This window comes from Litorivicinus lipolyticus (assembly GCF_009650135.1).
Lineage (GTDB): Bacteria > Pseudomonadota > Gammaproteobacteria > Pseudomonadales > Litorivicinaceae > Litorivicinus > Litorivicinus lipolyticus.
On record NZ_CP045871.1, the window covers coordinates 1835540 to 1861394 of the forward strand.

Below are 25855 nucleotides of genomic sequence, written 5' to 3' on the forward strand. Positions count from 1 at the left end.
GCGTTGCTACTCGTCGGTGTTGACGAAGCGGCCTTGGCCACCATCGAACTGGTGTTTTACCGCCCATTCCCAGGTGGCCATATCACCCACGCCCTCAACCCAAACTTTGCAGTCAAGGCTGCGAAGTAGATGAGACGTGGTTCGCACAAATTCGGCGGTCGCCCTTCGGTGCATGGCACCTTGGATCAGACTGGGTGCGAGTTTTACCCCGCGTGGTTTGAAGCGCCGCACGGCCTCAACCGTGCCATTGGCCAAACCGGCATGTTTGAGCACCCAGTTGCCATGGCGCGTCAGCAAGGGTTCCAACATTCCCCAGCTATCGCGCGCCGCCAACAAGTCCTGCTCGGTGATTTCAAACACGATCCGGGCCCGTTGCAACGCGGTGGCGTCGAAATGAGCCTGCAATAGGCTCGGGTTATCGATCGCAGCCCGAGTCAGCGTCACCCCGATACGCCGGCGCGACTGGGCAACTCGGCGCAAAGCTTCGGCAACCGCGGCGCGGTCCAACTCGGCCAACCGATCGGTCGCCGCCAACGCCGGCATGAAGCTCAATGCCGACAGCAGCGCGCCGCCGTCCTGGGCCAGCTTGCCCAACAGCAGGTGATATTCGGGCTGCAAATTGACGTCGACCAAAGGCAGGCTTTGAAACACCAGCCGCCCCTGATCCCAAAGTGCATTGATCTGTTGGCTCCAAGCCTGGCGTCCGCCGGGCATGGCCATTTCATCGCCGACCACGGCGCCGTGGTCCGACTCATCCAACGCCCGGTCCAGTCGGCTCAGCACGTCCGCGCGCCGATCCGCCGGACGCACCTGTGTGGCGACCACCTTGAACATACCATCGCGCGCCACGCTCAGCGGCAGGGTACGCGCCAGCATGGCATCCAGCCCATCACACGCCGCCAGCAGGTGAGCGTGATCGGCACCGGGGGTAAAGCCGACTAGGTCGCTGCCGTTTAAGCGAGCGACCAACGCGCCGTCCCCTAGCACCTGATCCAGGACGCTGACGATCGCCCGAATAACGCCATCCGTCGTGGCCCGGCCCAGGTCATGGTTCAGGGCGTCCAGGCCGTTCAAGCGCAACATCACCGCCCCACCGGCGACGTCGTCATCGCTTAGCTGAGCATCCAATCGCTCGCAAAAGGCATCGCGGTTAAGCGCGCCGCTGACGGCATCGGTGTCAGCGGCTTCGCGCGCCAGGTCCAGGTCGCCCTCAAGGCTTTGAAACAGCTTGGCCAAGGCCGCATTAGAGCGGTTCAAACTGTCGACCAGCGGCGTCACCTCGGCAATACCCGGTGGCGGAATCACCGAAAAGCTGCCCAGTGCCCAGTGCTTGGACTGAGCGCAAATACGTTCCAACGGCCGAAATAAACGCGCCATCAACAGATAAACCAATCCGGTTGCCGCCAACGCACCAAGCAGCACCGAAACACAGGCGCGGATGAACCGCTCCCACAAATTGATATAGGCAAGACCCGGGTGCGGCTCAATTTCCAGCCGCGCCATGGTCCGCCATCCATCCGATACTTCGGCCAACCCCGCCGCCGGTGCCAATGGCAACCACTGCTGAAACCAAACCGGTACGCTCTGAATCGGCTGTCGATCAACGCGCTGCACCAGCACCACGCCGTCGGACTGGGTCAGCACCAAGCTGCGATACAGACCACGATCAAACAAGGCATCGCCCAAGCTGCGCAGCACCGGCACGTCTGGCTGATCACGCCAGCCGGCTTGCATCGACAACGCCAACGACGTCGCCGCGCCCTGCGCGTTGCGCGATAACTGCTCGTCCAAATAGCGCCGGGACTGCTGTGCATCGAACGCCGCAATCACTGCCAGCACGGCCAGCAACACGGCCCCAAAGGCGAGCGACAACTGATTTCTCAGGTTCACAATATAATCTCCTTGGCCATGCGCCGACGCAGGTCCTGCCAGTGGCCGACATTGGAGGCATCTGACACACGTTTCTCGCTGCCGACTTTGCTGATCCACAAACTGTCGGCGTTGAAGCTGTAAACCGGAATCAGGTCCGTGCGCGCGGACGCAGGCCGGATGTCGGCTATTAAATTATCCAAAACTAAAGGCATATCACCGCTCTTTGGGGCCCAGGTTAGGACCATGTGGGCCTGGCGTGGGCGCAGGGCTTTGACGTAGGTGATGCGTAACTGTGCGGTCGGCACGTCGGATTTGACTAAGGTCACGTACTTGGCGATCGCAAACTCTTCACAATCGCCGGCGCCGCGGCCTAAAAATTCGAGCGGCGTGGCCCAGTAGTCCCGGGAGCCCCATTGCTCACCGTCACTCAAGAACCGCAGCTGGTTAAAAAACTGGTTGGTCTGGGTCAAGCGCTCGGCCAACGGCAGGCCACTCAAACGCCCTGGCAAGGCTTCCCAGGCGGCCAACCGGCGCTGGGCCATGGCTGGGTATAGTGTCGAATACGCGGCGCGTGCTTCGGGACGTACCAGGCCCACCGCCAAGTCGGCCATGACCCAGCCGCCGACCGACGCGGCCGCACCCAGTGCCAGCGTGCGTCGCTTCAACGCTTGGCGCTCGCATCGGCTTCGAACAGCTTTTCCAGGTCCCGTGCCGCCTGTTGTGCCGACGCCACCAAGGACGATTCATCCGTGTGGAATTGGCTTTGCTCACGCAATAGCGACTCATCATACCGGCGCCACTGGCGAATGATCCCCTCCGCCTGGCCGACCGGGTAGCCTTCGTGCTCCAACACATGGCGCGCCAATTCAGTGCTCGACAACATGGTTTCCCGGGTCAGTTCCGTCACCCCTAAATCTAGTAGACGAAACGAGTGATTGCGATTGCGGGCACGCGCATAAATTGGCAAGTCCGGGTAGTGATGGCGAATCAGTTCGGCGCAGGCCACCGAGGTGTCGACATCATCAACCGCCAAAATAAACAGCCGAGCATTATCGATCCCCGCCGCTTTAAGCGTGTCCAACCGAGTCACATCGCCAAAAAACACCTTGTGGCCAAACCGGCGCACGAAAGCGACCTGTTCGAAGCTTGATTCAATGGCGGTGAAATTGATCCGTAACGAGCCCAGCACGCGCCCGACCATTTGGCCGAATCGACCGAAACCGGCAATGATGATCGGGCGTGCCTCGCCGGGCTGAATCGGTTCGTTGTCCATTGACGGCGGCCGTATGACGGCGCCAGCCGCCCACACCAATAGTGGCGTCAGCGCCATCGACAGGGTCACGGTAGCGACCAATACGCCGGCCATGCCGGGGGCCAACAACCCCAGGGCGCCGGCCTCGGCAAAGATGACAAAGGCAAATTCACCGCCCTGGGCCAGCAAACCGCCCAGCAGTAACGCATTCGCCAAGGGAATCCCGTTGGCACGCGCCACCGCCACCAAGACTGCCCCTTTAATCGCCACCAGCGCGACCGCGCCGGCCACAATCGTTAGCGGGTTGGCCGCCACCACCCCCAGGTCCAGGCCCAACCCAACGGCCATAAAAAAGGTTCCCAGCAACAGCCCCTTAAACGGTTCGATGTCGGATTCGAGCTGGTGTTTGAATTCGCTGTCGGCCAACGCAATACCGACCAAAAAGGCGCCCAATGCCATGCTGACGCCTGCCTCGGACATCGCCAGCGCGGCGCCCATAACCACGAACAAAGTCGCCGCGGTGAACAGCTCGGGCACCGCCGAGCGTGCCACGTAGCCCAGCAGCGGGCGCAGCCCGAAGCGCGCCACCACGACTAACCCGACCACCGCCGCGGCACTGATCCAGACCGGTGTATCGGGCGCCCCGCCACCCAAAAACGGCAGCAACGCGAGGATCGGGATGACTGCGATGTCTTGGGTCAACAGCACCGCAAAGCCGGCTTGGCCGTGGGCCGTCGAAAACTCGCGGCGCTCACCCATCAGCTGCAGCGCAAACGCCGTCGACGACAGCGCCAGCGCCAAGCCAATGACCAAGGCAAGATTGGCACTGACGCCCAACAGGTAAACCGCCCCACCAATCAGTGCCACCGTCACCAGCAGTTGCGGCAACCCAAAGCGCAGCATCGCGGTGCGGGTCTGACTGAGCCGCGGCCCTTCCAATTCCAGGCCAATTAAGAACAGCAGCAGCACCACGCCCAATTCAGCAAAGTGCAAAATACCCTCGGCTTCGGTAAATACACCGATCCCGTAGGGGCCCAAACACAGGCCGGCAATCAGATAGCCCAGCACCGTACCCAGTTTCAGTAAACGCGACAGCGGCACCACGACAACGGCGGCGCCCAGAAACAATAGGGTGTTAATTAACAGACTGTGGGTATCCACCACGCCCTCACTGGCTCAAAAATTAGATAAGATCGTGCCACATTCAGCGACGAGCCGACCATGGAACCTCTCAAGTTTGACATCCGCAACCTGCCCTTTGCCGGCACCGTGACGCGCTGGCACAGCGTTAATTGCCACCGCTACCCGTCGATCGCCGAGCACTCCTGCTTGGTGGCCTTGTACGCCCGTGAAATCGCCGCCCGTGTAGTGCCCCAGTTAAAGGCCGAGCAACAGGTGCTGCTTTACGAGCTGGCACTGTTGCATGATTTAAGCGAGATCGTCACCGGGGACATGCCGTCGCCGATTAAACGCGCCCTGCGCGAGCACTTTGAAGGCCAGGCGTCGCCAATCGACCAGCTGGAGCGGGCAATTTGCCCGGACGCGGCACAACGCGAAGACCTGGCCCAAGTGCCCGAGCAATCCTATCTGTGGCGGATATTAAAACTGGCAGACATATTGGATGCCCTTGTGGTTATTCGCCAGGAAGGCAAGGGGCCGGCGCGCGAGGTCATCAGTCAAGAACGCAGCGAAGCGTTCGAATCGCTGCTGATCAAAGCCCAGGCTGAGCACCCTGACCTGAATTGGGAGGGTGCACGCTGGGTGCGCGATAGGGTGTGTGAATTAAAGCACGTTCAGTTGGACGAGTTCGGGCGCGCCTAAGCGGCCCGGTAGCCCAGCCGCATACCGCCCCAGTGCTGGCCGGCGACCATAATCGGCACCGACAGGTCGTGCATGATTTCGCCGGTGTCGCGCATGTAGGTTTGAACCAGCATCCGTTCGGTGTGGGCGCCACAACGGCCCCCAGTCGGGTCATCAAATACCCGCTTGGTGCGATTGTGAACCAGGTCGTGATCCGGGTCGCCGGTCAAGGCCTGGCAGAACACATCATTGTGTTTGGCGACGTAGCCTACAGGGTCGGTGCAAATGGCATATACCAGCGCAGCGCGGCTGGCCAACACGGGTTCCTGTAGCGGCCCGATCACGCGGTCAAAAAAGCCGTCGTACTGGGTGGTGTAGCGAGCTGGATTGGTCCCCGGCGTGACCTGGTGGTTGCGGTCAAACAGCTGGCCCTCGGTCAACTCGCCCGTACGCAGGGCCTTTTCCAGTCGTGCTTGAACCTGATCGGCGGCGGCGCGCGCGACGTCAAAAATGTCGCCATGGGTGCTGTGCGGCGCGATCTGAGCGGCCACCGCATTACAGGTCTCGGCCTGGCTTGTCAGCTTGCCGCATTGTGCGGTCAGTGCACCAATCGCCTGCTGACTGCGGTGCATATCGCCGCCCATTTCACCCAGCGAGTTGGCCAGCCCGGCGACCATGTTCGAACTCGACCCCAGTGCGTCGGCGATGTCCGATACGCCATGCTGGATACTGTCCGCGCGCGCCGCCACATCCGTCAACACCAGGTTGATGCTCTCGACCTGCTCGGTGCCGTGTTCGACCGAAGCGGCCACCTGTTCTATGTCACCGGCGACTTGTTCCGTGCTGGATTGAATTTGCTGGACCATGGCGCCGACCTCGGTGGTCGCATCCGCCGTGCGCCGGGCCAGCGAGCGAACTTCGTCCGCCACCACGGCAAAACCACGCCCCTGCTCACCGGCCCGCGCCGCCTCAATCGCGGCATTCAGGGCCAACAAGTTGGTTTGTTCAGCAATTTTCTGGATGACCTTGGCGATGTCAGCGATGCGCGCACTCTGTTGACTGAGTTGCTGAACCTTCTCAACCGTGAGCCGGCTCAGGGAGCGCGCCTTGTGCATGTCCTTGACGGTGGTCACGACGGACTGTTTGCCGCGATCCGAACTTTGTTTACTTTCAATCGCACTGACGCGGACATGCTCCGCGGACACACTGATTTGTTGAACCCCGCTGGCGAGTGCGCCGGAGTGCTCGGAAATACGATCAATCGAGTGGACCTTGCGGCCAAAGCTAGCGTCCAAGGACTGGACTTCATTCCAGACCTGGGCGGTTGCGATGGCGCTGGCACCGGCAGCACTCGCCAGACGTTCCAGCGTCGCATCGTCTAAAGCCGGAGCGCTAGTAACCGGATCACTCGGCGGCGCTGACACAGCGCGCCGGGAGCCCAACCACCCGCCACCCACTAAACCCACGGCCAACGCCACGCCTATCCAAAATAGGGTCATCAATTCGCTCCAAAGCAAGGTCTTTTCTTTGAAGCTGTATCGACCGGTAAACGGTATTCTTTACGGCCGTCTAAACCACCGTGACCGACAGCGGGGTCAAGCCTTCAATGCGCCCTTCGAGGACGTCACCACGGGCCAAATCCGAGACCCCTGCCGGCGTCCCAGTAAAGATCAAATCGCCGGCTTGCAGCATTTGCAAGGTCGATAGATAGGCGATTAACTCGGCCGCCGAATGAATCATGTCGCCCAGGTCACCGGCCTGACGGACCTGACCGTTAATCAGCAACTCGATTCGGCCCTGTGTCAGGTCGTTGACTTCACTGCGCAGGTGCAGCGGACCAATCGGTGCGGAGCCATCAAAGACCTTGCCGATTTCCCACGGGCGGCCCTGGTCGCGATTGCGAATTTGCAAATCACGGCGGGTCAGATCCAAGCCGACCGCGTACCCGGCAATGCACTCCAGGGCCTGTTCGCAGGTCAGATCGCGACCGCCCAATTCCAGTGCCACCACCAGTTCGATTTCATGCTGCAATTTTTGCGTCTTAGGCGGGTAGCGGACGTCACTGGATTCGCTCAAATTCGAGGCCGGCTTCATAAAGTAGAACGGCGCTTCGCGGTCCACCTCAAAGCCCATTTCAATCGCGTGGTCACCGTAGTTTCGACCGATGCAGTAAATGTTGTGCACCGGGAATCGGCGTTCGTCGTTCAGGATGGTTAGGTCGATCAGGTCGTGCGCTTGAAACAGGTGCATTTTAATCCTCTGCGTGGGTGAATGGATCTGCGTGGAAATCATGCGGCGCCAGGCCCATCAGTGCAAGCTGCTGGGCGACGTCACGTACCATCTGGGGGTTGCCGGCACAAAACACTGTCCAGCCGAGCAAACTGGGGGCCAATGCGCGCAGGTGATCGGTCACCCGAGTGCCACCGGCGCCGGCGCTGAAGACCGGCAAAAACTGGGCGTCCTCGAACCCCTCGACCAGGGCCTCAAACGCAGCCATGTCATAGCAATCGTCCGGGCTTCGGTTGCCCCACAACACGCGCACCGGCGACCGATGCTCGCGCTGGCGCAAATACGCCAACACCGACTTCATCGGCGCCATCCCGGTGCCGGTCGCAATCAGTGCAATCGGACGATTCAAATCCGGGGCATAGGCGTCCCCCATCGGGGCCGTCAACTCAACCCGGTCGCCGCGTTTGGCCTGGGCGTATATTTGCGGTCCGGCCTTGCCGCCGGTGACCGCACGGATATGGAATTCAACTACGCCTTGGCCGGGCGGATTGGCCAGCGAATAGGGCCGCGCGGGCCCGTAATGGGTGCGCAGCAACCCGTACTGACCGGGGTGGAAGTCAAGCACACCTTCGAGGCGAACGCGCAGCTTGACCAGGTCCGGGGTCGGCCGCTCAACGCGCGTAATCGTACCGTTGTAGGTCTCGGCATCGCCGGCGGTTGGGGTCACGCTTTGGACACGAACATTTGAGCGCGGGCGTGCCTGACAGCTTAGAATCTCGCCCGCCGCGCGTTGCGCAGGCGACAAGGTCTGGGTGGCTGGGGCGTCGACCTCGCCCTCAATTAAACGCAAGCGGCAGGCGCCACATTGGCCTGATCCACAGCCGTAACTGACCGGTTTGCCGGCGCGCAGCAGTGATTTTAATAGCGAAGTGTCGGCATCGGCAGTCACCGATTGGCCGTCCCATTGGAGGGTGTAAGTACGAGTCATGGCGCGTGTTATCCCATCGACCATGAATAAACTCAAGCCGCATGCGTTTGGGTATACTGCGCGCCATGAGTGTATTCGTAACCCGAAAAGTATTTGCTGACTACCCCTGTGCCCACCGCCAATGGCGCCACGCCGGGCATTGTAAGTTCGTGCACGGCTACAGCCGTTCCTTTACCTTGGAGTTTGGCTGCGAGTCGCTGTCACCCGAAGGCTTTGGCGTCGACTTTGGTGGATTTAAACCACTCAAAACCTGGCTCGAAGACCAGTTTGACCACACCTGCTTAATCAACGCGGACGACCCTGAACTGGCGACCTTTGAAGACCTGCATGCGCGCCAAATTGTAAAGCTTCGGGTGCTGCCCAACGTCAGCATGGAAAACACCGCCAAGTACGTTTACGACTACGTCGCACCTTGGATCACCGAGAACACCCAAGGGCGCGCCTGGTTAATCAGCGTTGAGTGCCGTGAAAACCAAAAGAACTCAGGCGTCTACCGCCCCTGAGCGCGCACTAAACAGTACAACCCGGCGCCGCCAATCACCGCAAATGTGAGCATCAGCGCCGTCCAGCCGTAACCGTCATAGACATACCCAGGCAACCAGGTCCCGACCACCCCGCCGGCGTAGTAGTGCGCGACGTACAAGCCATTGACCACGCCGCGTAACTCAGGCTCGGCCTGGTTGACCTCGCCGACCGCCAAGGTGTGGACCAAAAACATGGCCAAACAAAACACCCACATCATCGCGAACAGCCCGTATACCGTCAGCCAAATACTGGCCACGATCGACAGGCTGACCAGCAGCATGGCGCCCTGCATGGTGCGATCAACGCCGCCCATGCGCCGGGCAATACGGCGTCCACCCAACGAGGTTGCAATGCCGCCGAGGTAGCCGACATACGCCAATCCAATCAATGCAGGCCCAATGGCACTGTCCAAGGTGCTGAGGCGCAGGGGCAAGAAATTCAAAAAGCCGGCAAACACCGCAAACAGGCAACTGACAGCCAAAAAACGCCATAGGTTGCCATTGATGCGCCAGGCCCGCAGCAACCCGGCGCGCGTCGGCAACGCCGCGTTCATAGCCCGGCGCGGGGCACGCTGCCACGGCAACGCCGCCGCCATCACCAGCGCCGCCGCCAGCCCCCAATAGGTCAGATGGTAGTCATACCACTGGCTGACAACGCCACTGATCAATCGCCCCATCAGGCCGCCGATGATGGTCGCGGCCACGTACTTGGCCATGATCGATTTCAGCCCATCGCCGTCTTGCTGGGCGCTCAGGTAGGCCATCAACGCCGTCAAAATCGCCGGTATAATCAGGCCCTGAAGCCCACGCAACAGCAAAAATGGCCGATAGGCATCGATCAACGCCAAAGCCACGCACGACGCGGCCAAGGCCAGCAACGCCCAGCGCAACACCACCAGCGCGCTCAGGCGCTTCAAAAAATACCCATAGGTCAAGGGCGCAATCGCCATCGGCACCAGCGTGATTGAAACCAGCAGGCCAACCGCGGCCGCATCCACCGCAAAGCGTGCCGACAACACCGACACCAGCGGCTGGGGTACGTACATCACGCAAAACACCAACACCGTGACCGCGAGCAGGACGCGAGAATGATTCACAAACAAAAGGCTGATCCGGCAAAAGCGGCAGTGTACGCTGGCGCACTTTGAACCACTACCGAGAGAATGCCATGGCCTGGGGCGCACTGATTATCGCAATGCTGATTTGGAGCTCGTCCTTTGTCGCGTCCAAGTTTGTGTTGGTCGATTTTACCCCCGAACAGGCGGTCGGAATTCGACTGTTATTGGCGGCCGCCGCGACCTTGCCGTGGCTGCTGATATGGGGCCGTGAACCGATCAAGCGCATGCGCGCTGAGCACTGGAAGTGGCTGATCATCATGTCGCTGTTCGAGCCTTGCCTGTACTTTTTGGCCGAAATGAACGGCTTGCTTTATACCAGCGCCAGCGCCGCCGGGTTGGTCACCTCAACGCTGCCCATTTGGATTGCGATCGGCGCCTGGCTGCTGCTGAAAGAACGCCTGAGCCGCAACCTGATCATCGGCTTGGGCTTGGCTTTGTCTGGGACCCTGACCATGACTGCGTTGGGCGAGGCCAATGTGGCCGCTCCCAATCCATTATTGGGCAACGCACTGATGGTGGTGGCAACGCTGATGGCGGCTGGGTACGTGCTGGTAGCCAAGCGTTTAACCGCCGAATTGTCGCCGTGGCTGGTGACGGTCTTGCAAATTTGGGTCGGCGCGGTGTTTTTCGTGCCGTTCTTGCTGCTCAATCCGCCGGACTTGAGCACGCCCAGCACCACCGCCTGGCAAGCCATGGTGTGGCTCGGTTTGGTCGTCAGCATTGGCGCCTACGGGCTGTATAATTTGGGCATCAGCCAGGTACCGGCGCAAGTCGCCGGGTTGTCGGTCAACCTGCTGCCGCTGTTTACCCTGGTGCTGGCCGCGGTCATTTTGGGCGAGCGCCTCAACGTCGGGGAAATGGCCGGCGCCATGCTGATTTTAATCGGCATATTGGTCGCCGTGTGGCCCACCCGCGTGGCTCAGTCGCCGAGCAAGTAACCACTGCGCCAGGTCAGTGGTTCGGACCCGGCAATCTTGCACACCGATTGGCCGGCGCGCACGTAACGCCGGGTAATCGTGGTCATGACCAAGCCGGAGTTGCGTGCGACGATCGGCACCGGGGCCCGTTCCACCGGGTCCAGCGGCGTGACCTGCGCGACTATGTCGCCTGCCTTTACGGTGTCACCGAGCGCCACTGACCATTCGATCAACCCGGCACTGGATGTCGGCACCAAATCGACCGCCTCCAAGTCCACCTCGATGACATCAAACGGATCAATTTCGGCGGTACCGCGCAGCACACCGATCTGACCTAAATAACGCACAATACCCTCGGCATCGGCATTGGCGTAGGCATCACTAACGTCCAGCTCACCACGGCACTCGACCGTACACCCACGGCAACCAACCGGGATCGGCAGGTCTGGGAAATCAGCGGCCAAACGCGACCACAGCCCCGGCCCAGCCTCGTCAAAACTGGCGCCGCCACTGTCGTCCGCCAACATCGCCACACGCACACCCAGCGCGTGGGCCAGCGGGCGTAACTGTGGGTACGCGCGTTTGGACGCGTACAGGTGCATCAGCGCCTGCTCGTCACAGTGCAGGTCGATCAGGTAGTCGGCGTCCAAGGCCCAGGCAAACAGTTGGTGCTTGTGCTGCTGACTCAGTGTCTCGGCACTTAGCTCACTGGCGATTGCGGTTAACGCGCCGCGAATCACGGTTTCGTTGCGATCCACATCGCCCCCCAGCTCGGACTCAACGCGCGACTTAAGGGAGGCGTATACCGAGGGGTAGCCGCGGTTGAAATTGACCCCGGTGTCGGCGTCATAGCGGCCCTGGTGATGGGCCTGGACAAACTGACCCAGGCCGATCGGGTTGGCGACCGGCACCAGACGCACGGTGCCGGCAATACGCCCTTCACTTTCGAATGCCGCAAGACGGTCACGCAAGGCCGCGGCACAGGCCATAGCGGGGTACTCGTTAGCATGAATGCCGGCTTGGATATAGACAACCGGAGCCCCATTACCGTATACGAGCTGGGTAAGGTTGAGTTGCACGTCAGGGATCGACAGCGACAACGGGTGGCGAATAATTTTTGGCACGGGTAACACCTTGTAAACTTGGTTGGGCGCATGATCGCGCGTTGCTACTCTAGTGTCATTATTGAGAGGTCGTTAATGAGTTTTTTGGCACGTGCGGGCACAGGCTTCGCGATGATTGCGGTTTCCGTGACCGCCCTAGGGTTTGGCGCCTGGCGCATGAACAATGCCAGCGGCGACAGCGCCGGTGGCCCACCCCAGCGCGGCGGCAACACACCGACGGTTGAGTTAATTCAACTCGAACCGACCCGCGTGTCCCCGACGCTGACCGCCCAGGGCCGCGTTCAAGCCAGCCAACAATTCCGCATCAACTTCCCCATCGCCGGCAGACTAGAAGATGTCAGTACGCAGCTAACCACCGGACTGCGCGTACGCAAGGGCGACGAGTTAGCACGCCTCAATGCGACCCCTTTCGAAGACGCCCTGCGCCGGGCTGAACTAGACCTGGCTGCGGCCGACAACCAACTTAAAGAATCCCGCCAACGCCAGCGCCTGGCCGACCAGGAACTGGCTGCGGCACAGGAGCAAACGGGCTTGCGACAGGGCCAATTGGCGCGCATCGAACAACTGATCGAACGCGGCCTGGCCTCGACCGCTGAGCGCGAAGCCGCAGCGCTGGCGTTGTCGGGCGCGCGCCAAACCGAATTGACACGCGCCGGCGCCCGGATCAATGCCAGCGCCAGCACTGACCGTGCCGAACTGGACGTCAAGCGGGCTCAACTGGTGCTTGCCCAGGCCACCCGCGACTTAGCCGACACCGTGGTCCGCGCCCCGTTTAACGGCGTGCTAGAAGGCGTCACCGCTAAGGTCGGCGACCGCATCAATGCCGGTCAGACCCTCGGCACCTTGACCGACCTGAGCCAGCTGGAGGTGTCGTTCTCGACCCAAAATCCGCGTGTGGTTCGGTTGATGCAAACCGATGCCCAAGCCCCCTTGCCGCTGGAAACCACGGTTAACCTGACGATCGGATCGATCAACTACCAGCAAACCGGGGTGCTCAATCGCGTCGCCGCAACGGGTGATCTGGCCAGCGGCGGCCGCCAACTGTTCGCGCGGCTAAATCCGGACCCGGCGTCGTTGCTACGCCCGGGTGACTGGGTCAGCGTCAGCGTGCGCGAACCGGTGCGCGATGACATCGCCTGGATTCCACTGTCGGCGTTAAGCGACGATGACCAGGTATTTAACGTCCAAGACGGTCGTCTGCGGGCGCAGCCGACGGTGGTATTGCAGCGCGACGAACGCCGTGCCTTGATTGAACTGCCGCCGAACCGTGCCATCGCCGCAACCTTGGCGCCGCGCTTCAGCGACGGCTTGCCCGTCCAAGTCGCCACCAGCGAGCCGCAAGCGGACCCGAGCATTGACGAGCTAATCGCATTCGTTGAAAGCAACACGCGCATGCCCAAAGACCGCAAAGCCGACATTCTTAACCAGCTACGCGACGATCCGCCGCCGGCGCTGGTGACTCGCCTCACCGAACGTTTGCGGCAGCAATAAGCGATGCTGCGCTACTTTATTCACCACCGCACCCTGGCCAACCTGACCTTGGTGCTGTTGGTTGCGATTGGCCTGATCAGCCTGGATCGTATTCGGACCCAGTTTTTTCCTGACTTTGTCATCGAGAGTGTTCGCATCACCCTGCCCTGGCCCGGTGCCGGAGCCGAGGACGTCGATCAGCGCGTCGTGTCTCAGTTGGAGCCGGCCCTGCGTGCGGTGGACGGCGTCTCCGAATCGACCGCCAGCGCGTCCGAGGGCAACGCTCAGTTTCGGTTAGAGTTCGCTCCCGGCTACGACATGACGGTGGCGCTGAACGAAGTTGAAAGCGTCATTAACGACGCCCGCGACCTGCCATCGGATCTGGAGCCGGCGACGATCAGCTTGGGCTGGTTTCGCGACCGCGTCACCAACGTCGTGATCTACGGCGACTTGTCACTGGATGCGCTTGAACGGCGTGCCGAAACACTGACCGCCGCGCTGTTCGCCGCCGGCATCACCAAAACGTCGATCCAAGGCATCAGCGAGCCGCGGGTGACATTAAAGTTCGACCCGCAAACGCTGGAAAAGTATGGCGTCACATTAAACGACGCCGCGACTAAATTGGCCGGCTCATTTGGCGACCAACCCGCCGGCACCATGGCCGGGGATCGCGTGCGTTTGCGTACCGCGGGGCAACCGCTGGATGAACTGCAAGACTTCGCCCTGATTGCGCTGGACAATGGCACACGACTTACGGTGCGCGAACTGGCGAGCGTCGAGTACGAGGGGTTGGATAGAGGCCTCGCGCTTTACTACCAAGGCCTGAACGCGGTCCAGATTCAGGTTGACCGTGGCGAAGGTGGCGACGCCATCAGCATCCAAGACAGCGTCCAGTCGGTGGTCGATCAATTCAACGCCGAGGCCGTCGACGGCGTTCAAGCGCGCTTGGTCCGGGCCCGCGCACAGGCGATCAAAGACCGGCTGGATATCTTGATCGAAAACGGCATTACCGGGCTCATTATTGTCGTATGTTTGCTGTTTTTATTCCTCAGCGTGCGGACCGCGTTTTGGGTCACGGTGGGTATTCCCACGGCCATGCTGGCGACCATCGCAATGATGCTGGCGTTTGGGCTGTCGCTGAACATGATTTCACTGTTCGCGCTGATTATCTGTTTGGGCATCGTGGTCGACGACGCCATCGTGATTGGCGAACACGCCGACCACCTGCACCGCCAAGGCCACAGCCCGTCCGAAGCCGCCTATTTAGGCGCCAAGCGCATGTTCTTGCCGGTGCTGTCGTCCAGCATCACCACCATCATTGCCTTCAGCGGCATGTTTTTGATCACCGGTACATTTGGACGCCTGGTCGGTGACATTCCGATCACCGTGGCGTTGGTCATTACGGCCAGCCTGGCCGAGGTATTTTTGCTGCTGCCGGCGCACATGTTCCATGCCCTTAAAGGCGCCGAACGCGGCGGTCCCGCCTGGTATGACCAACCCAGCCTGTGGGTGAATAAACACTTCGACCGATTCCGCGAGGCGGTGTTCAAACCCTTGGTCGGCCGAGTCGTGACCTGGCGCTACCCGACACTGGCCATCGGCCTTGGCTTGATCATGTTCAGCGCCGCCGCGCTGATGGACAAAACCGTTGGCTGGCGTTTCTTCAACGCCCCCGAACGCGGCACGTTGACCGGTAACCTGATGATGGTCGAGGGCAGTGACCGTGCTGACACCCGTGCCTATCTGGACCAGATGGCCAGCGCCTTGTTAACGGTCAATGCCGACTACCAACGCGAGTACGGTCGCGAAGCGGTCCAAAGTTGGCTATTCCAGGTTGGCGACAATTCGGGCCGCCCGATCTCCGGCGCCAATCGCGTCAATGCCGATCGCCTGGGTGGCTTTGACGTCGAGCTGATCGACCCGGACTTGCGCCCCTACAGCGCCTTCGAGTTTATCCGCAAATGGCAAGACGCCATCCCAGCCTCCGACACCGTCGATACCCTGCAGTTCCGGGGTGACCGCCGCGGACCCGGTGGTGATGGCGTCAGCGTACGCCTCAGCGGTGCCGACTTCCGGGTCCTCAAACAAGCCTCGTTAGCCCTGCAAAATGAGCTTAACCGCATCGCCGGTGTGTCCGCGGTCGAGGACGACTTACCGTTTGACAAAACCGAGCAAATTTTAAGCCTGACCCCGGAAGCTCAAGCCCTGGGCTTGACCGCCGCGGGCTTGGCCAAACAGCTGCGTGACCAACTCGACGGCATCAGCGCGCTGACGCTGCCAACGGATGGGCAGTCGTTCGAGATCCGCGTCGCCATCAGCGACGCCCTGCGCGACCAGGACTACCTGCAGCGCGCACGTATCCCACTGCCCAACGGCGACTATGCCGACCTCGCCAGCCTGGCGACCTGGCGCAGCGATCGAGGCTTTGCCAGTTTGCAGGTCGAAAACGGCCAACGCGTCATTCGCGTCAGCGGCGAGTTGGCGGACGACCCGGTCCAGCAGGCAGCGATCCAAACACAGATCCGTGAGCAACTATTGCCGGCACTGGCGCTGCGCTACGGGGTCAACACCGAAATGAGCGGGCTGGCCCAGCAGGAACGCGAATTCCTCAGCGAAGCCGTGGTCAGCTTCATGGTCTGCGTGCTGGCCATTTACCTGACGCTGACCTGGATATTTTCATCCTGGACACGCCCACTGGCGCCGATTCTGACCATTCCGTTGGGGTTGGTCGGCGTGATCTGGGGGCACTACGCCCACGGCATACCGCTGTCGATGTTTAGCGTGGTCGGCTTTATTGGCATGGCCGGTATTATTTTGAACGACACCATCGTGCTGATGGTGCGCATTCAAGAGCTAAGCGGTCACCAGAGCTTCCACGCCGCGATTGTCCAGGGCGCATCGGATCGTCTGCGTGCGGTGTTCCTGACCTCGCTGACGACGGTCGGCGGGCTGACTCCCTTGTTGTTCGAAACCTCGCGCCAGGCACAGTTCCTGAAACCGACGGTGGTAACGCTGGCGTATGGACTGGGGCTGGGCATGGTGTTGGTGCTGCTGATGACGCCGGCGATGCTGGCGATTGGGCATGATATTCGACGCGCCTTGGTCAGCGCACGACGGGCACCGGGCGTGATCGCCCGGGCTCGCCGTATTCAGGCGCTGCGCTAGGCCTGGGGACGCATCGCCGGGAACAGGATGACATCGCGGATGCTGTCCTGGTCCAGCAACCACATGACCAAACGGTCGATGCCAATGCCGCAGCCGCCGGTCGGCGGTAACCCGACTTCCAACGCGGTCACGTAGTCCTCGTCGAAGTACATGGCTTCGTCGTCGCCGCCGTCTTTTTGCGCGACCTGTTCTTGGAAGCGCTGGGCTTGGTCTTCGGCGTCATTCAACTCGCTAAAGCCATTCGCCAATTCGCGCCCACCAACAAAAAACTCAAACCGATCGGTCAAGAAGGGGTCGTTGTTATTACGCCGCGCCAACGGACTGACTTCGGCCGGGTACAGGGTAATAAAGGTCGGCTCGATCAAGGTGTCTTCGACGGTTTTCTCAAAGATCTCGATCTGGACTTTGCCCAAGCCGTAGCTGGGCTTGAGATGAATACCCAGGTCACGGGCAAAGGCAGTGGCGCCATCCAAGTCGCCCAAGGTCGCGGCATCCAAGCTCGGGTTCTTTTCCAAGATCGAGTCGAACACGCTGATCCGCCGGAACGGCGCACTCAGGTCATAGTCATGCCCGGCGGATTGGAAGGTCAGGCTGTTATGGGCCTTCATTGAGGCCGCACGGATCAACGCCTCGACGTGATCGATCATGCCGTTGACGTCTGTGTAGGCCTCGTAGAACTCGAGCATAGTGAATTCAGGGTTGTGACGGGTCGACAGTCCTTCGTTGCGGAAGTTGCGATTGATTTCAAAGACCCGCTCAAAGCCACCGACGACCAGGCGCTTCAAGTACAGTTCCGGCGCAATCCGCAGGTACATCTCGATGTCCAAGGCATTGTGATGGGTGGCAAAGGGTCGCGCCGTGGCGCCGCCCGGGATCACCTGCAACATGGGCGTCTCGACTTCCAAATAATCATGCCCCAAGAAGTACCCGCGCACCGCGCTAACAATTTGGCTGCGCTGGACGAAGGTGTTTTTGACTTCCGGGTTGGCGATCAAGTCTAGGTAGCGCTGGCGGTAACGCTGCTCGGTGTCGGTCAAGCCTTTGTGCTTGTCCGGCAACGGCCGCAGGGATTTGGTCAGCAACACCGCGTCGGTGGCGTGCACCGACAACTCTCCGGTGTTGGTTTTAAAGATGTGGCCTTCGACACCGACGATGTCGCCCAAATCCCAGGTCTTGAACTGGTCGTACAGCCCTTCAGGCAGGTCGTTCTTGCGCAGGTAAGCCTGAATACGACCGCTGGTGTCTTGGATGGTGATGAACGAGGCCTTGCCCATGATGCGACGCAATACCACGCGCCCGGCGATCTTGGTGCGGACCTGTTCGACTTCTAATGCGGGTTTGTCCTTGTCACCGTGGGCGGCAACCAATTCGCTGGCCAGTGCATCGCGGCGGTAGCTGTTGGGAAAGGCAATGCCGGCCTCGCGCATGGCGGCTAGCTTGGCGCGGCGCTCGGCGATCAACTGGTTCTCATCAACTTCGACGGCGGCGTCCTGCGGTGTTTTATCGCTCATTTATAACCCTTTCTTTAAGCTGGCTTCGATAAATGCATCCAGAGCCCCGTCCAGCACGGCTCCGGTGTTGCTGCTTTCGACCCCGGTACGCAGGTCTTTAATTCGGCTTTGATCCAGCACGTAACTGCGGATCTGGCTGCCCCAGCCAATGTCTGACTTGGTCGCTTCCAAGGCGTCGGACGCGGCACGGCGCTTTTGCATTTCCAGCTCGTACAACTTGGCCTTCAGCATCTTCATGGCGTTGTCTTTGTTTTGGTGCTGCGACCGCTCGGACTGGCACTGAGCCACCGCATTGGTTGGCAAGTGCGTGATACGCACCGCCGAGTCGGTGGTGTTGACGTGCTGGCCACCGGCGCCGGACGAGCGATAGGTATCGATACGCAAATCCGCCGGGTTGATCTCGATATCAATGTTGTCGTCGATTTCAGGGGAAATAAACACCGACACAAACGAGGTGTGCCGGCGCGCCCCGGAATCAAAGGGTGACTTGCGCACCAGGCGGTGGACGCCGGTTTCGGTGCGCAGCCAGCCAAAGGCATATTCGCCCTCGATGTGAATCGCCGCCGACTTGATGCCGGCGACATCGCCTTCGGACAATTCAGTGATGGTTGCTTTGAATTTTTTGTCTTCGGCCCAGCGCAAGTACATGCGCAAAATCATGTTGGCCCAATCCTGCGCTTCGGTGCCGCCGGCGCCCGCTTGGATTTCCAAATAGGCGTTATTGGGGTCCGCTTCTCCGCTGAACATGCGCCGGAATTCAAGCTTGGCCAGGTGCGCATCGAGGGCATTGCACTCGGCTTGCACTTCGTCCGCGGTGTCCTGATCGTCTTCCTCGACCGCCATCTCTAGCAGTTCTCGGCTGTCGGCAATGCCGCGCTCCAAGGTTTCCAGCGTCTCGACGACGGCCTCTAAGCTGGCGCGCTCGCGGCCCAGGGTTTGGGCTAAGTCCGGCTCGTCCCACACGCGCGGGTCTTCAAGCTCGCGGCTGACTTCCTCGAGGCGTTCTTTTTTGACAGGGTAATCAAGATAGGCGACCAGCACCGTGCGGCGCTCGTCCAAGTCCTTGAGTTGATTAAGAATCGGTGCGATTTCCATCGGGCTGGTACTGTCCAAAATTTGAGGCGCGCAAGAATACCACAGCGCCCAATCCCTTTGCGTTTAATCAGGGCAGGATCGATACTGCTGACCCAATCCAAGGAGCAGCGCATGGCCTCAAACCTTAAAATTCGCCCCCTCCGGGCCGCGGACGAACCGCAGTGGCGCGATCTATTCGAGCGCTACATGCGCTTTTACAACACCGCCCCGGATGACCAAGCCATTGAGAGTGCGTTCCACGGCATGCTCAGCGCCGACCAAGCCTTGCGCTGTTGGGTTGCCGACATCAACGGCAATGCGGTCGGATTGGTCCACGTGATTTTGCACCCCAACACCTGGAGTCTGATGCCGGACGCTTACTTGGAAGATTTGTTTACGCACCCAGATTACCGACGCCATGGCGTCGGTCGTGCGCTGCTGCAAGAAGTCATCAACACCGGCCACGAAGAAGGTTGGCGCAAGCTATATTGGAACACCGCGGCTGACAACGAAACGGCCCAGTCGCTGTATCGAAAAGTCGCCCAACAAACCAGCTGGGTGCGCTTCGAAGTCGCCTATTAGGGCGCGTCTACTGGACCCAAACGCGGTTCATGGCGACCCGGCAGTGCTCGATCGCGTCGTCACCGCGGGCATTTAAAACACCGCTCAGGCGAATCACCTCGGCATAGTTTTTGTGCTCGGCTGCCTGCTTCAAGTGAACCGCAACAACTCAGGCGATAGCCGCTCCAGCTCGGCCGGCGTCAGCCCTAGGCTGACCAGCGGCTCAGGCATTGTCGGCCGCCATCAGCGAGCGAATCACATCGAGGGTCACCGCCGGCGTGCCATATTCGACCGGCAGCCGACCGCTTTGACGGTCGTCCTGCCAAACCAAGGTTGGGTAGCCCTGAACGCCCATGGCCGCGGCTTGGCGCTGTTGATCGGTATGCGCGGCGCGCGTGGCGACCGAGTCCAAGGCGTGGGCGAATGCCGCTCCATCCAGCCCAAGTTCGACCGCCAATTCGGTCAATACCGCCGGTTGCCATACGTTGCGGCGCTGTTGGTAGTAGGCGCGCTGAATCGCGCGCAGCATATCCAGATCCGACGCACCCAAGGTCTGGGCGGCAATCACCGCGCGGCACGCCACAAAAGTCGTGCGCGGCGGTGGCGGCGATTGATCCCAATAGCCGTGATCAAAGGTGACGGCGCATTGGGCCTCGATTCGGTGCCAGGTCGCGGCGAGCATATCCGCCATGCCCGAGTCCATCGGGGTGTCGCTATCCGGCGCCAAGCCACCCAACAACCGCGCCGAGGTGACCTGCGCCGGCAGGTCCGCACAAATGGCGTTGTAGGTGTCGGCAAAGCCGAAACACCAGGAACACATGGGGTCATATACGTAGGTTAGTCGTTGCATAAAATGAGCCTACCACAGCCCGTACAGCGCGATTGCTTTTCGAGTGAACCGGCGCCAATGTTAACGCGAACGCCATCACACTGAGACCATTATGCCGACCCAAAACATCCTCTTTATTATGTTTGACCAGTTGCGCTGGGACTATTTGAGCTGCGCCGGTCACCCCAGCCTAAAAACCCCCAACATCGACCGCTTAGCCGAGCGCGGGGTCCGCTTTACCCAGGCCTACGCCCAATCGACCATCTGCGGCAGCTCGCGCATGAGCTTCTATACCGGACGCTACACCCAGTCCCACGGCGCCCATCGCAACAACTACCCGCTCAAGGTCGGCGAACAGACGCTGGGCGATCACCTACGGGCGGTCGGTTATGATGCCGTACTGATCGGCAAAACCCACATGGTCCCAGATCCGCAGGGCATGCAACGCTTGGATCTGGATGCGCACAGCGTGATCGGCGCCCGCGTCGCCCAGGCCGGCTTTGATGTGCATGTCCGCGATGACGGCTTATGACCGCAAGGCGTCGACGGCATTTACGATCAAAGCTACTCGCCGTACAACGCGTACTTAACGTCACGCGGTTATAAATCCGACAATCCATGGCACGATTACGCCAACTCGGCGATTGGCCCCAACGGCGAGATTTTGTCGGGCTGGCTGATGGAAAACGCGGACAAACCGGCCAATATCCTCAACCAAGATTCCGAAACGCCGTGGCTGACGCGCGAGTGCATTGACTGGATCGACAGTCGCCGCGACAACCCAACGCCGTGGCTGTGCCACCTGTCCTATATCAAACCGCACTGGCCGTACATCGTGCCGGCGCCCTACCACGATCGCTACAGCGCCGATGATGTTATGGCGCTGAACCGCAGTGATGACGAACACATCGACACCCACCCGGTCTTTGCGGCCTACCAAAATAGCCTGATCGGCCGCGGGTTTAGCCGCCAAGACGTCCGCGACAAGGCCATTCCTGCCTACATGGGCTTAATCGCCCAATGCGACGATGAATTAGGTCGGTTGTTTGATTACCTAGATCGCAGCGGCCAGCGTGACAACACCTTGATCGTGGTGACCTCGGATCACGGCGACTACCTGGGCGATCATTGGATGGGCGAGAAGGACCTGTTTCATGACTGTTCGGTGAAAATCCCCATGATCATCGTCGATCCTAACCCGGCGGCCGATGCCACCCGCGCCAGCACCTGTGACGCCCTGGTCGAGGCCATCGATTTGGCCAGCACCTTTATCGACTGGACCGGCCACCCCATACCGGACCATGTGCTGGAGGGGCGCTCGCTATTGCCGTGGTTGCATGGCTGCACGCCCGATACCTGGCGCACCTATGCGATCAGTGAATACGACTACGGGCCGACGCCGATGGCCCGCGATCTGGGCATCAGTCCGCGCGATGCCCGCATTTTCATGGTGGTTGACCACGCCTGGAAGCTGGTCCATTTTGAGGGCGGACTGCGGCCTATGCTGTTCGATCGTGAGCGCGACCCACACGAGCTCAACGACCTCGGCGCCAGTGATGACCATGACGGCGTGCGCGCCACCATGTACCAGCACCTGGCGCAATGGGGGCTGCGTATGTCCGGGCGCACCGCGCTGTCGGACGCACGCATCAACGCCATGAGTGGCCAGCCGGCGCGCAAAGGCGTCTTACGCGGGCTGTATGATGGACGCGAGTTGGACGACGAACTGATTGAGCCGATCCGCGGCCACGCATTGCACATCAACACGAAGGAAACTGCACAATGAGATACCTGCACACCATGGTACGCGTCCACGATCTGGACGCGTCCATGCACTTTTACTGCGAGCTATTGGGATTGGTCGAGGTCAACCGGTATGACAGCACCGGCGGCCGCTTTACCCTGGTCTATTTAGCTAGCGCGAGCGACAGCGATCGGGCCCGCGCTGACAAAACACCGGTGCTGGAGCTGACCTATAACTGGGACCCCGAGGACTACCCCTTGCCAGGGCGGGCGTTTGGCCACTTGGCCTACGGCGTGGATGATATCTATGCCACCTGCCGACGACTTGAAGACGGCGGCGTCACCATTTTGCGGCCACCGCGCGACGGTCACATGGCCTTTATCCGAAGCCCCGATGGCATCAGCATTGAACTGTTGCAAGATGGCGAGTCGCTGGCACCGGCCGAGCCCTGGGCCTCGCGGCCCAACGTCGGCGACTGGTAGGACTAAGCCACTGACCAGGGCAGGGTTTCGCCCATCCGGTAAGGCCGGATGGCGGCGTCACCCTCGCCTAAGTCACCACCAACTTTGGTCGGCGTGCGGGTCAAGGTCAGCGTCCCCGTGTTGACCGGCAAACCGTAAAACGCCGGCCCATTGAAGGACGCGAAGGCCTCGAATTTGTCCAGCGCGTTTTCCTCATCAAACACCTGTACATAACTTTCCAGCGCACAGGGTGCCGTGAACACCCCGGCACAGCCGCACGCGCTGTGCTTGCCCGTGATCGGATGCGGCGCCGTGTCGGTGCCCAAGAAAAAGCGCGTATCACCGCCGGTTGCGGCGTCACGCAGGGCTTGTTGGTGGCTGGCGCGCTTAACGATCGGTAAACAGTAGTAGTGCGGGCGAATGCCGCCGACCAACATGTGGTTGCGGTTGACCTGCAGGTGGTGCGCGGTAATGGTCGCCGCCAGTGGCGTCGTCGATGCCATGATGAAGTCGACCGAATCGGCCGTGGTGATGTGTTCCAGCACTACTTTCAGCGCCGGAAAATCAGCAATCATCGGCGCCAGCACGCGCTCCAAAAAAACCGCTTCACGGTCAAAAATATCAATCGCCGGGTCGACCACCTCGCCGTGAACCAGCAAAGGCATGCCAATCCGCTGCATCACTTCGAGGCAGCCACGCACGGCGTCGACACTGCTGACGCCGGCGGCGCTGTTGGTGGTCGCGTTAGCGGGGTACAACTTAACCGCGGTCAAAACGCCCGCCGCGAACCCGCGTTCCAGCTCTGCGGGATCGGTGGTATCGGTTAAATACGCGGTCATCAAGGGCGTAAAATCGTACTGCTCAGGGCAGGCCGCCAAGATCCGGTCACGGTACGCAATCGCCCGCTCGATATTAATCACCGGCGGCTTCAAGTTCGGCATCACAATGGCGCGGGCGAACTGGCGCGCGGTGAACTCAACCACCTGTTCAAGCATGTCATCGTCACGCAGGTGCACGTGCCAATCATCAGGGCGGGCGATGGTAATGCTATTCATACTAGGTTCCTGTTCCGGCCAGTAAACTGGCAACTAAAGCGGTCACCAAGGCGTTTAACACCATGGCGGTCGCGGCGAATACACCGGCGACTGGATTCACTTGAAAGGCCCGGGCGGTGCCAATACCGTGCGCGGCGACACCCACGGCCATGCCGCGCGCGCGCCAATCGCGAATACCCATAGCGTCCATCAACGGCGTTACCATGATCGCGCCGATAATGCCGGTACTGACAACCAAGCCGGCGGTTAAGGCCGGCAGTCCGCCAATTTTTTCGGCGACACCCATGGCGATCGGGCTGGTGACTGATTTAGGCGCCAGCGACAGCCACACCTCCGACGGCGCGCCCAGGGCGTACGCAATGGCGACGGCACTGCCAACAGAGATCAATGAGCCGGCGATCAAGGCGCAAAACAAGGGCACCAACAGGCGCGACACGCTGGCCCAGTTTTTGTGCAGTGGCCATGCCAACGCCACAGTCGCCGGTCCCAACAAAAAGTGGACGAACTGCGCGCCCTCAAAATACTCGCTGTAAGGCGTGCCGGTAACGACCAAGATCGCCGCCAACGACAGCCCAGCAATGGCCACCGGATTAACCCACGCGCGGTGCCCCGAGCGCACAAACAGCGCATGCCCGCCCATGTAGGCCAGCAGCGTCACCGTCAACCACATCAGTGGCTGCTCGGCCAGGTAAACCCACAACTGGGCCCTATCCATGTTTAATCTCGTCGCCCTCGGGCGGACGATTCATGGCCCGGGCAACGCAGGCGAAAACCCAGGCGCCCGTGGCAATCGACAACGGCGTCGAAATCAATAACGCCAGACCGACCGGCAACCAGTGATCCCACAATAGATCCGCGTAGGTCATCAAACCGACCGCCGCCGGCACGAACAATAGCGACAGGTGCGACAGCAATCCGGTGCACATGGCGTCCAGCGCCGCCGGCGTCGGCAAACCAAAGCGCACCCAGGCAAACAGCAACACCAGGCCGATCACCGGTTCCGGAATAGCCAGCGACAGCGCCGTGACCAACACCATTCCCGCCAGTTGGAAACTTAGCAGAAAGGTGATCGCCGCCGGCATCGGCTAGTGGCTACCGTAGGGCATTTCGACGTCGACCAAGCCCTGAGCCGTTTCCTCATGGCCGTAGATGTCCAGCGCGTCCCAGGGGTATTCGACCCAGTAGTCTTCGATGCGCTGACCGACAAAGACGCGGTCTACGTAGTCAGGGTACTCGGCATTTTTGCGCTTGTTTTTATCGTGCAGCACCAGCACCGACAGCGCGCTGGGGGACTCGTGATTGAGCTCGTTCAGGCACCATGCCAAGGTCGTGCGTTGGTCGTCGACTTCGTCCACCACCAGCAAACGCTTGCCACGTATGGCTTCGGCGAAGCCCTCGGTCCACTGTAACTTGAGCGGCGTGTCGCTCGGCGGCGCGTCATCGCTGTAGCGGCTAAGCGCCACCGACAGTATCGGGCGATTCAAGTAGGTGCGCAGGATACGTGCGGGAATGTAACCACCGCCGCCGATCGCCAATATGTAGTCGAACTCGAGGCCCGATTCGATCACTTCTTGGGCCGCAAGCCCCAGCGTGTGATGGATGTCGGCGTAGCTGAAGCGGTATCGTTGTTGAGCTGGTTGTGGCATTCGTGCGTCCCTATTGCGAGGCGCAATGATACTAGCTTGCGCCCGGATCGCCCAGTAGCACACGGCCTTTTCTGTCTAACGCGCGGACCGCAGTCAACAGGCTGCGCACGGCGTCGCGCTGGCCCAGCAACCACTCGGTCCGGCCATCAGCCGGCGGTGCGGCGAATTGGACGACCCAATCGGCGACCTCGGACAACTGGCGATCGATATCCCCGACCAAGGCGTCGGCCTCGCCCTGCAGGACCGGCTGGTCGGCCAGGGACCCTTCGCCGCGCAACAAACGCAATCGCGTCGCAATCAAGCGCTCGCTGGACAGGCGCAGGTCCTGTGATTCGAAGTTGACTTCATTAAACACTTTTTCCGCAGCTTTGCTCGGATCGTCTGGCAACGCCAGACTGATCAGTGCCCCAACCACCAGCGCGAAGCCGGCGATAAATCCCATTTTTCGTAGTTTCATCAGTGTTTCGATAAGTTTTTGAAATGCTATTCCATTACACTCAATCTTACTCAACATC

The 25855-nt window shown here is 60.7% G+C and carries 26 protein-coding genes; 9 read left to right on the forward strand and 17 right to left on the reverse strand.

The features are described 5' to 3' along the window. Positions 1-6: 6 nt before the first annotated feature. Genes GH975_RS09290 through GH975_RS09300 form a run of 3 tightly spaced genes read right to left on the reverse strand, consistent with a single transcriptional unit; the run spans position 7 to position 4285 of the window. On the reverse strand, positions 7-1890 hold the full coding sequence (locus GH975_RS09290) for a bifunctional diguanylate cyclase/phosphodiesterase (protein WP_170272614.1): 1884 nt from the start codon (positions 1888-1890) through the stop codon (positions 7-9). Next, a complete protein-coding gene (locus GH975_RS09295) occupies positions 1887-2537 on the reverse strand; it encodes a transglutaminase-like cysteine peptidase (RefSeq protein ID WP_211365802.1) in 651 nt (216 codons plus the stop codon). The genes GH975_RS09290 and GH975_RS09295 overlap by 4 nt, the downstream gene beginning before the upstream one ends. Further along, entirely contained in the window at positions 2534-4285 is a 1752-nt protein-coding gene (locus GH975_RS09300) for a cation:proton antiporter domain-containing protein (protein ID WP_211365803.1), read from the reverse strand. Before GH975_RS09300 ends, GH975_RS09295 begins: the two co-directional genes overlap by 4 nt. A gap of 60 nt (positions 4286-4345) precedes the next feature. Between GH975_RS09300 and GH975_RS09305 the strand changes: the two genes are divergently transcribed. Continuing rightward, positions 4346-4945 carry a YfbR-like 5'-deoxynucleotidase gene (locus GH975_RS09305; protein WP_153714257.1) on the forward strand — a complete coding sequence of 200 codons (600 nt, stop codon included), beginning with the start codon at positions 4346-4348 and terminating at the stop codon, positions 4943-4945. On the opposite strand, the gene GH975_RS09310 is transcribed toward GH975_RS09305, so the two are convergent. The 3 genes from GH975_RS09310 to GH975_RS09320 form a co-directional block, all read right to left on the reverse strand. Next, positions 4942-6423, reverse strand: a complete 1482-nt coding sequence (locus tag GH975_RS09310) for a methyl-accepting chemotaxis protein (RefSeq protein ID WP_153714258.1) — start codon at positions 6421-6423, stop codon at positions 4942-4944. The genes GH975_RS09305 and GH975_RS09310 overlap by 4 nt on opposite strands. A 70-nt stretch (positions 6424-6493) precedes the next feature. Continuing rightward, a complete protein-coding gene (locus GH975_RS09315) occupies positions 6494-7174 on the reverse strand; it encodes a fumarylacetoacetate hydrolase family protein (RefSeq protein ID WP_153714259.1) in 681 nt (226 codons plus the stop codon). Between the two features lies 1 nt (position 7175). Beyond that, on the reverse strand, positions 7176-8141 hold the full coding sequence (locus tag GH975_RS09320; protein WP_170272615.1) for a 2Fe-2S iron-sulfur cluster-binding protein: 966 nt from the start codon (positions 8139-8141) through the stop codon (positions 7176-7178). Positions 8142-8206: 65 nt separating this feature from the next. Between GH975_RS09320 and GH975_RS09325 the strand changes: the two genes are divergently transcribed. Then, positions 8207-8644 (forward strand): 6-pyruvoyl trahydropterin synthase family protein, encoded by a 438-nt coding sequence (locus GH975_RS09325; protein ID WP_211365804.1) that lies wholly within the window; start codon positions 8207-8209, stop codon positions 8642-8644. Here the strand turns inward: GH975_RS09325 and GH975_RS09330 are convergent. Next, positions 8632-9762 (reverse strand): MFS transporter, encoded by a 1131-nt coding sequence (locus tag GH975_RS09330; protein WP_153714262.1) that lies wholly within the window; start codon positions 9760-9762, stop codon positions 8632-8634. The genes GH975_RS09325 and GH975_RS09330 overlap by 13 nt on opposite strands. A gap of 47 nt (positions 9763-9809) precedes the next feature. On the opposite strand from GH975_RS09330, the gene GH975_RS09335 reads away from it, so the two are divergent. Beyond that, positions 9810-10721 (forward strand): DMT family transporter, encoded by a 912-nt coding sequence (locus tag GH975_RS09335; RefSeq protein WP_153714263.1) that lies wholly within the window; start codon positions 9810-9812, stop codon positions 10719-10721. Here the strand turns inward: GH975_RS09335 and GH975_RS09340 are convergent. Beyond that, positions 10703-11824, reverse strand: a complete 1122-nt coding sequence (locus tag GH975_RS09340; RefSeq protein ID WP_170272616.1) for a M14 family zinc carboxypeptidase — start codon at positions 11822-11824, stop codon at positions 10703-10705. The two genes, GH975_RS09335 and GH975_RS09340, sit on opposite strands and share 19 nt — an antisense overlap. Before the next feature lie 75 nt (positions 11825-11899). Between GH975_RS09340 and GH975_RS09345 the strand changes: the two genes are divergently transcribed. Continuing rightward, complete coding sequence (locus GH975_RS09345) at positions 11900-13315, forward strand: efflux RND transporter periplasmic adaptor subunit (RefSeq protein ID WP_170272617.1); 1416 nt, start codon at positions 11900-11902, stop codon at positions 13313-13315. A 3-nt stretch (positions 13316-13318) separates the two neighbouring features. Next, positions 13319-16459 (forward strand): efflux RND transporter permease subunit, encoded by a 3141-nt coding sequence (locus GH975_RS09350; protein ID WP_153714266.1) that lies wholly within the window; start codon positions 13319-13321, stop codon positions 16457-16459. Here the strand turns inward: GH975_RS09350 and lysS are convergent. Together lysS and prfB are read right to left on the reverse strand one after the other, a co-directional pair. Beyond that, complete coding sequence (gene lysS / locus GH975_RS09355; RefSeq protein ID WP_153714267.1) at positions 16456-17970, reverse strand: lysine--tRNA ligase; 1515 nt, start codon at positions 17968-17970, stop codon at positions 16456-16458. The genes GH975_RS09350 and lysS overlap by 4 nt on opposite strands. Next, a complete protein-coding gene (gene prfB, locus GH975_RS09360) occupies positions 17971-19065 on the reverse strand; it encodes a peptide chain release factor 2 (RefSeq protein ID WP_153714268.1) in 1095 nt (364 codons plus the stop codon). A gap of 111 nt (positions 19066-19176) precedes the next feature. Here prfB and GH975_RS09365 point away from each other — a divergent pair, with 111 nt between their 5' ends. Beyond that, positions 19177-19626, forward strand: coding sequence for a GNAT family N-acetyltransferase (locus GH975_RS09365; protein ID WP_153714269.1), 450 nt, complete (start codon positions 19177-19179; stop codon positions 19624-19626). Positions 19627-19633: 7 nt separating this feature from the next. Here GH975_RS09365 and GH975_RS12260 read toward each other — a convergent pair whose 3' ends face one another. After that, complete coding sequence (locus tag GH975_RS12260) at positions 19634-19759, reverse strand: hypothetical protein (protein WP_272482782.1); 126 nt, start codon at positions 19757-19759, stop codon at positions 19634-19636. 69 nt (positions 19760-19828) lie between these two features. After that, the gene (locus tag GH975_RS09370; protein ID WP_153714270.1) at positions 19829-20455 is read right to left on the reverse strand and encodes a DsbA family protein; all 627 of its coding nucleotides are present in this window, start codon (positions 20453-20455) and stop codon (positions 19829-19831) included. 91 nt (positions 20456-20546) lie between these two features. Here GH975_RS09370 and GH975_RS12180 point away from each other — a divergent pair, with 91 nt between their 5' ends. From GH975_RS12180 to GH975_RS09380, 3 genes are all read left to right on the forward strand, one after another. Further along, positions 20547-20966: a sulfatase-like hydrolase/transferase gene (locus GH975_RS12180; RefSeq protein WP_246164712.1), complete on the forward strand. Its 420-nt coding sequence runs from the start codon at positions 20547-20549 to the stop codon at positions 20964-20966. 132 nt (positions 20967-21098) lie between these two features. Beyond that, positions 21099-22220, forward strand: coding sequence for a sulfatase-like hydrolase/transferase (locus GH975_RS09375; RefSeq protein WP_246164713.1), 1122 nt, complete (start codon positions 21099-21101; stop codon positions 22218-22220). Then, positions 22217-22660 carry a VOC family protein gene (locus tag GH975_RS09380; RefSeq protein WP_153714271.1) on the forward strand — a complete coding sequence of 148 codons (444 nt, stop codon included), beginning with the start codon at positions 22217-22219 and terminating at the stop codon, positions 22658-22660. Before GH975_RS09375 ends, GH975_RS09380 begins: the two co-directional genes overlap by 4 nt. Before the next feature lie 2 nt (positions 22661-22662). Here GH975_RS09380 and pyrC read toward each other — a convergent pair whose 3' ends face one another. Genes pyrC through GH975_RS09405 form a run of 5 tightly spaced genes read right to left on the reverse strand, consistent with a single transcriptional unit; the run spans position 22663 to position 25797 of the window. After that, entirely contained in the window at positions 22663-23694 is a 1032-nt protein-coding gene (pyrC, locus tag GH975_RS09385) for a dihydroorotase (protein ID WP_153714272.1), read from the reverse strand. Position 23695: 1 nt separating this feature from the next. Beyond that, positions 23696-24409, reverse strand: coding sequence for an LrgB family protein (locus GH975_RS09390; RefSeq protein ID WP_153714273.1), 714 nt, complete (start codon positions 24407-24409; stop codon positions 23696-23698). Continuing rightward, positions 24402-24776: a CidA/LrgA family protein gene (locus GH975_RS09395; RefSeq protein ID WP_153714274.1), complete on the reverse strand. Its 375-nt coding sequence runs from the start codon at positions 24774-24776 to the stop codon at positions 24402-24404. The genes GH975_RS09390 and GH975_RS09395 overlap by 8 nt, the downstream gene beginning before the upstream one ends. A 3-nt stretch (positions 24777-24779) precedes the next feature. Further along, positions 24780-25340 carry a phosphoribosyltransferase gene (locus GH975_RS09400; RefSeq protein WP_153714275.1) on the reverse strand — a complete coding sequence of 187 codons (561 nt, stop codon included), beginning with the start codon at positions 25338-25340 and terminating at the stop codon, positions 24780-24782. A 31-nt stretch (positions 25341-25371) separates the two neighbouring features. Further along, on the reverse strand, positions 25372-25797 hold the full coding sequence (locus GH975_RS09405; RefSeq protein ID WP_153714276.1) for a hypothetical protein: 426 nt from the start codon (positions 25795-25797) through the stop codon (positions 25372-25374). Positions 25798-25855: the final 58 nt, after the last annotated feature.

Bases quoted from the DNA above. Each gene is read 5' to 3' on its own strand.
- lysS (WP_153714267.1), bottom strand. From the start codon at position 17,970: ATGAGCGATAAAACACCGCAGGACGCCGCCGTCGAAGTTGATGAGAAC.
- GH975_RS09345 (WP_170272617.1), top strand. From the start codon at position 11,900: ATGAGTTTTTTGGCACGTGCGGGCACAGGCTTCGCGATGATTGCGGTT.
- GH975_RS09320 (WP_170272615.1), bottom strand. From the start codon at position 8,141: ATGACTCGTACTTACACCCTCCAATGGGACGGCCAATCGGTGACTGCC.
- GH975_RS09405 (WP_153714276.1), bottom strand. From the start codon at position 25,797: ATGAAACTACGAAAAATGGGATTTATCGCCGGCTTCGCGCTGGTGGTT.
- GH975_RS09305 (WP_153714257.1), top strand. From the start codon at position 4,346: ATGGAACCTCTCAAGTTTGACATCCGCAACCTGCCCTTTGCCGGCACC.
- pyrC (WP_153714272.1), bottom strand. From the start codon at position 23,694: ATGAATAGCATTACCATCGCCCGCCCTGATGATTGGCACGTGCACCTG.
- GH975_RS09315 (WP_153714259.1), bottom strand. From the start codon at position 7,174: ATGCACCTGTTTCAAGCGCACGACCTGATCGACCTAACCATCCTGAAC.
- GH975_RS09365 (WP_153714269.1), top strand. From the start codon at position 19,177: ATGGCCTCAAACCTTAAAATTCGCCCCCTCCGGGCCGCGGACGAACCG.
- GH975_RS09395 (WP_153714274.1), bottom strand. From the start codon at position 24,776: ATGCCGGCGGCGATCACCTTTCTGCTAAGTTTCCAACTGGCGGGAATG.
- prfB (WP_153714268.1), bottom strand. From the start codon at position 19,065: ATGGAAATCGCACCGATTCTTAATCAACTCAAGGACTTGGACGAGCGC.
- GH975_RS09325 (WP_211365804.1), top strand. From the start codon at position 8,207: ATGAGTGTATTCGTAACCCGAAAAGTATTTGCTGACTACCCCTGTGCC.
- GH975_RS09390 (WP_153714273.1), bottom strand. From the start codon at position 24,409: ATGGATAGGGCCCAGTTGTGGGTTTACCTGGCCGAGCAGCCACTGATG.
- GH975_RS09400 (WP_153714275.1), bottom strand. From the start codon at position 25,340: ATGCCACAACCAGCTCAACAACGATACCGCTTCAGCTACGCCGACATC.
- GH975_RS09310 (WP_153714258.1), bottom strand. From the start codon at position 6,423: ATGACCCTATTTTGGATAGGCGTGGCGTTGGCCGTGGGTTTAGTGGGT.
- GH975_RS12180 (WP_246164712.1), top strand. From the start codon at position 20,547: ATGCCGACCCAAAACATCCTCTTTATTATGTTTGACCAGTTGCGCTGG.
- GH975_RS09350 (WP_153714266.1), top strand. From the start codon at position 13,319: ATGCTGCGCTACTTTATTCACCACCGCACCCTGGCCAACCTGACCTTG.
- GH975_RS09380 (WP_153714271.1), top strand. From the start codon at position 22,217: ATGAGATACCTGCACACCATGGTACGCGTCCACGATCTGGACGCGTCC.
- GH975_RS09370 (WP_153714270.1), bottom strand. From the start codon at position 20,455: ATGCAACGACTAACCTACGTATATGACCCCATGTGTTCCTGGTGTTTC.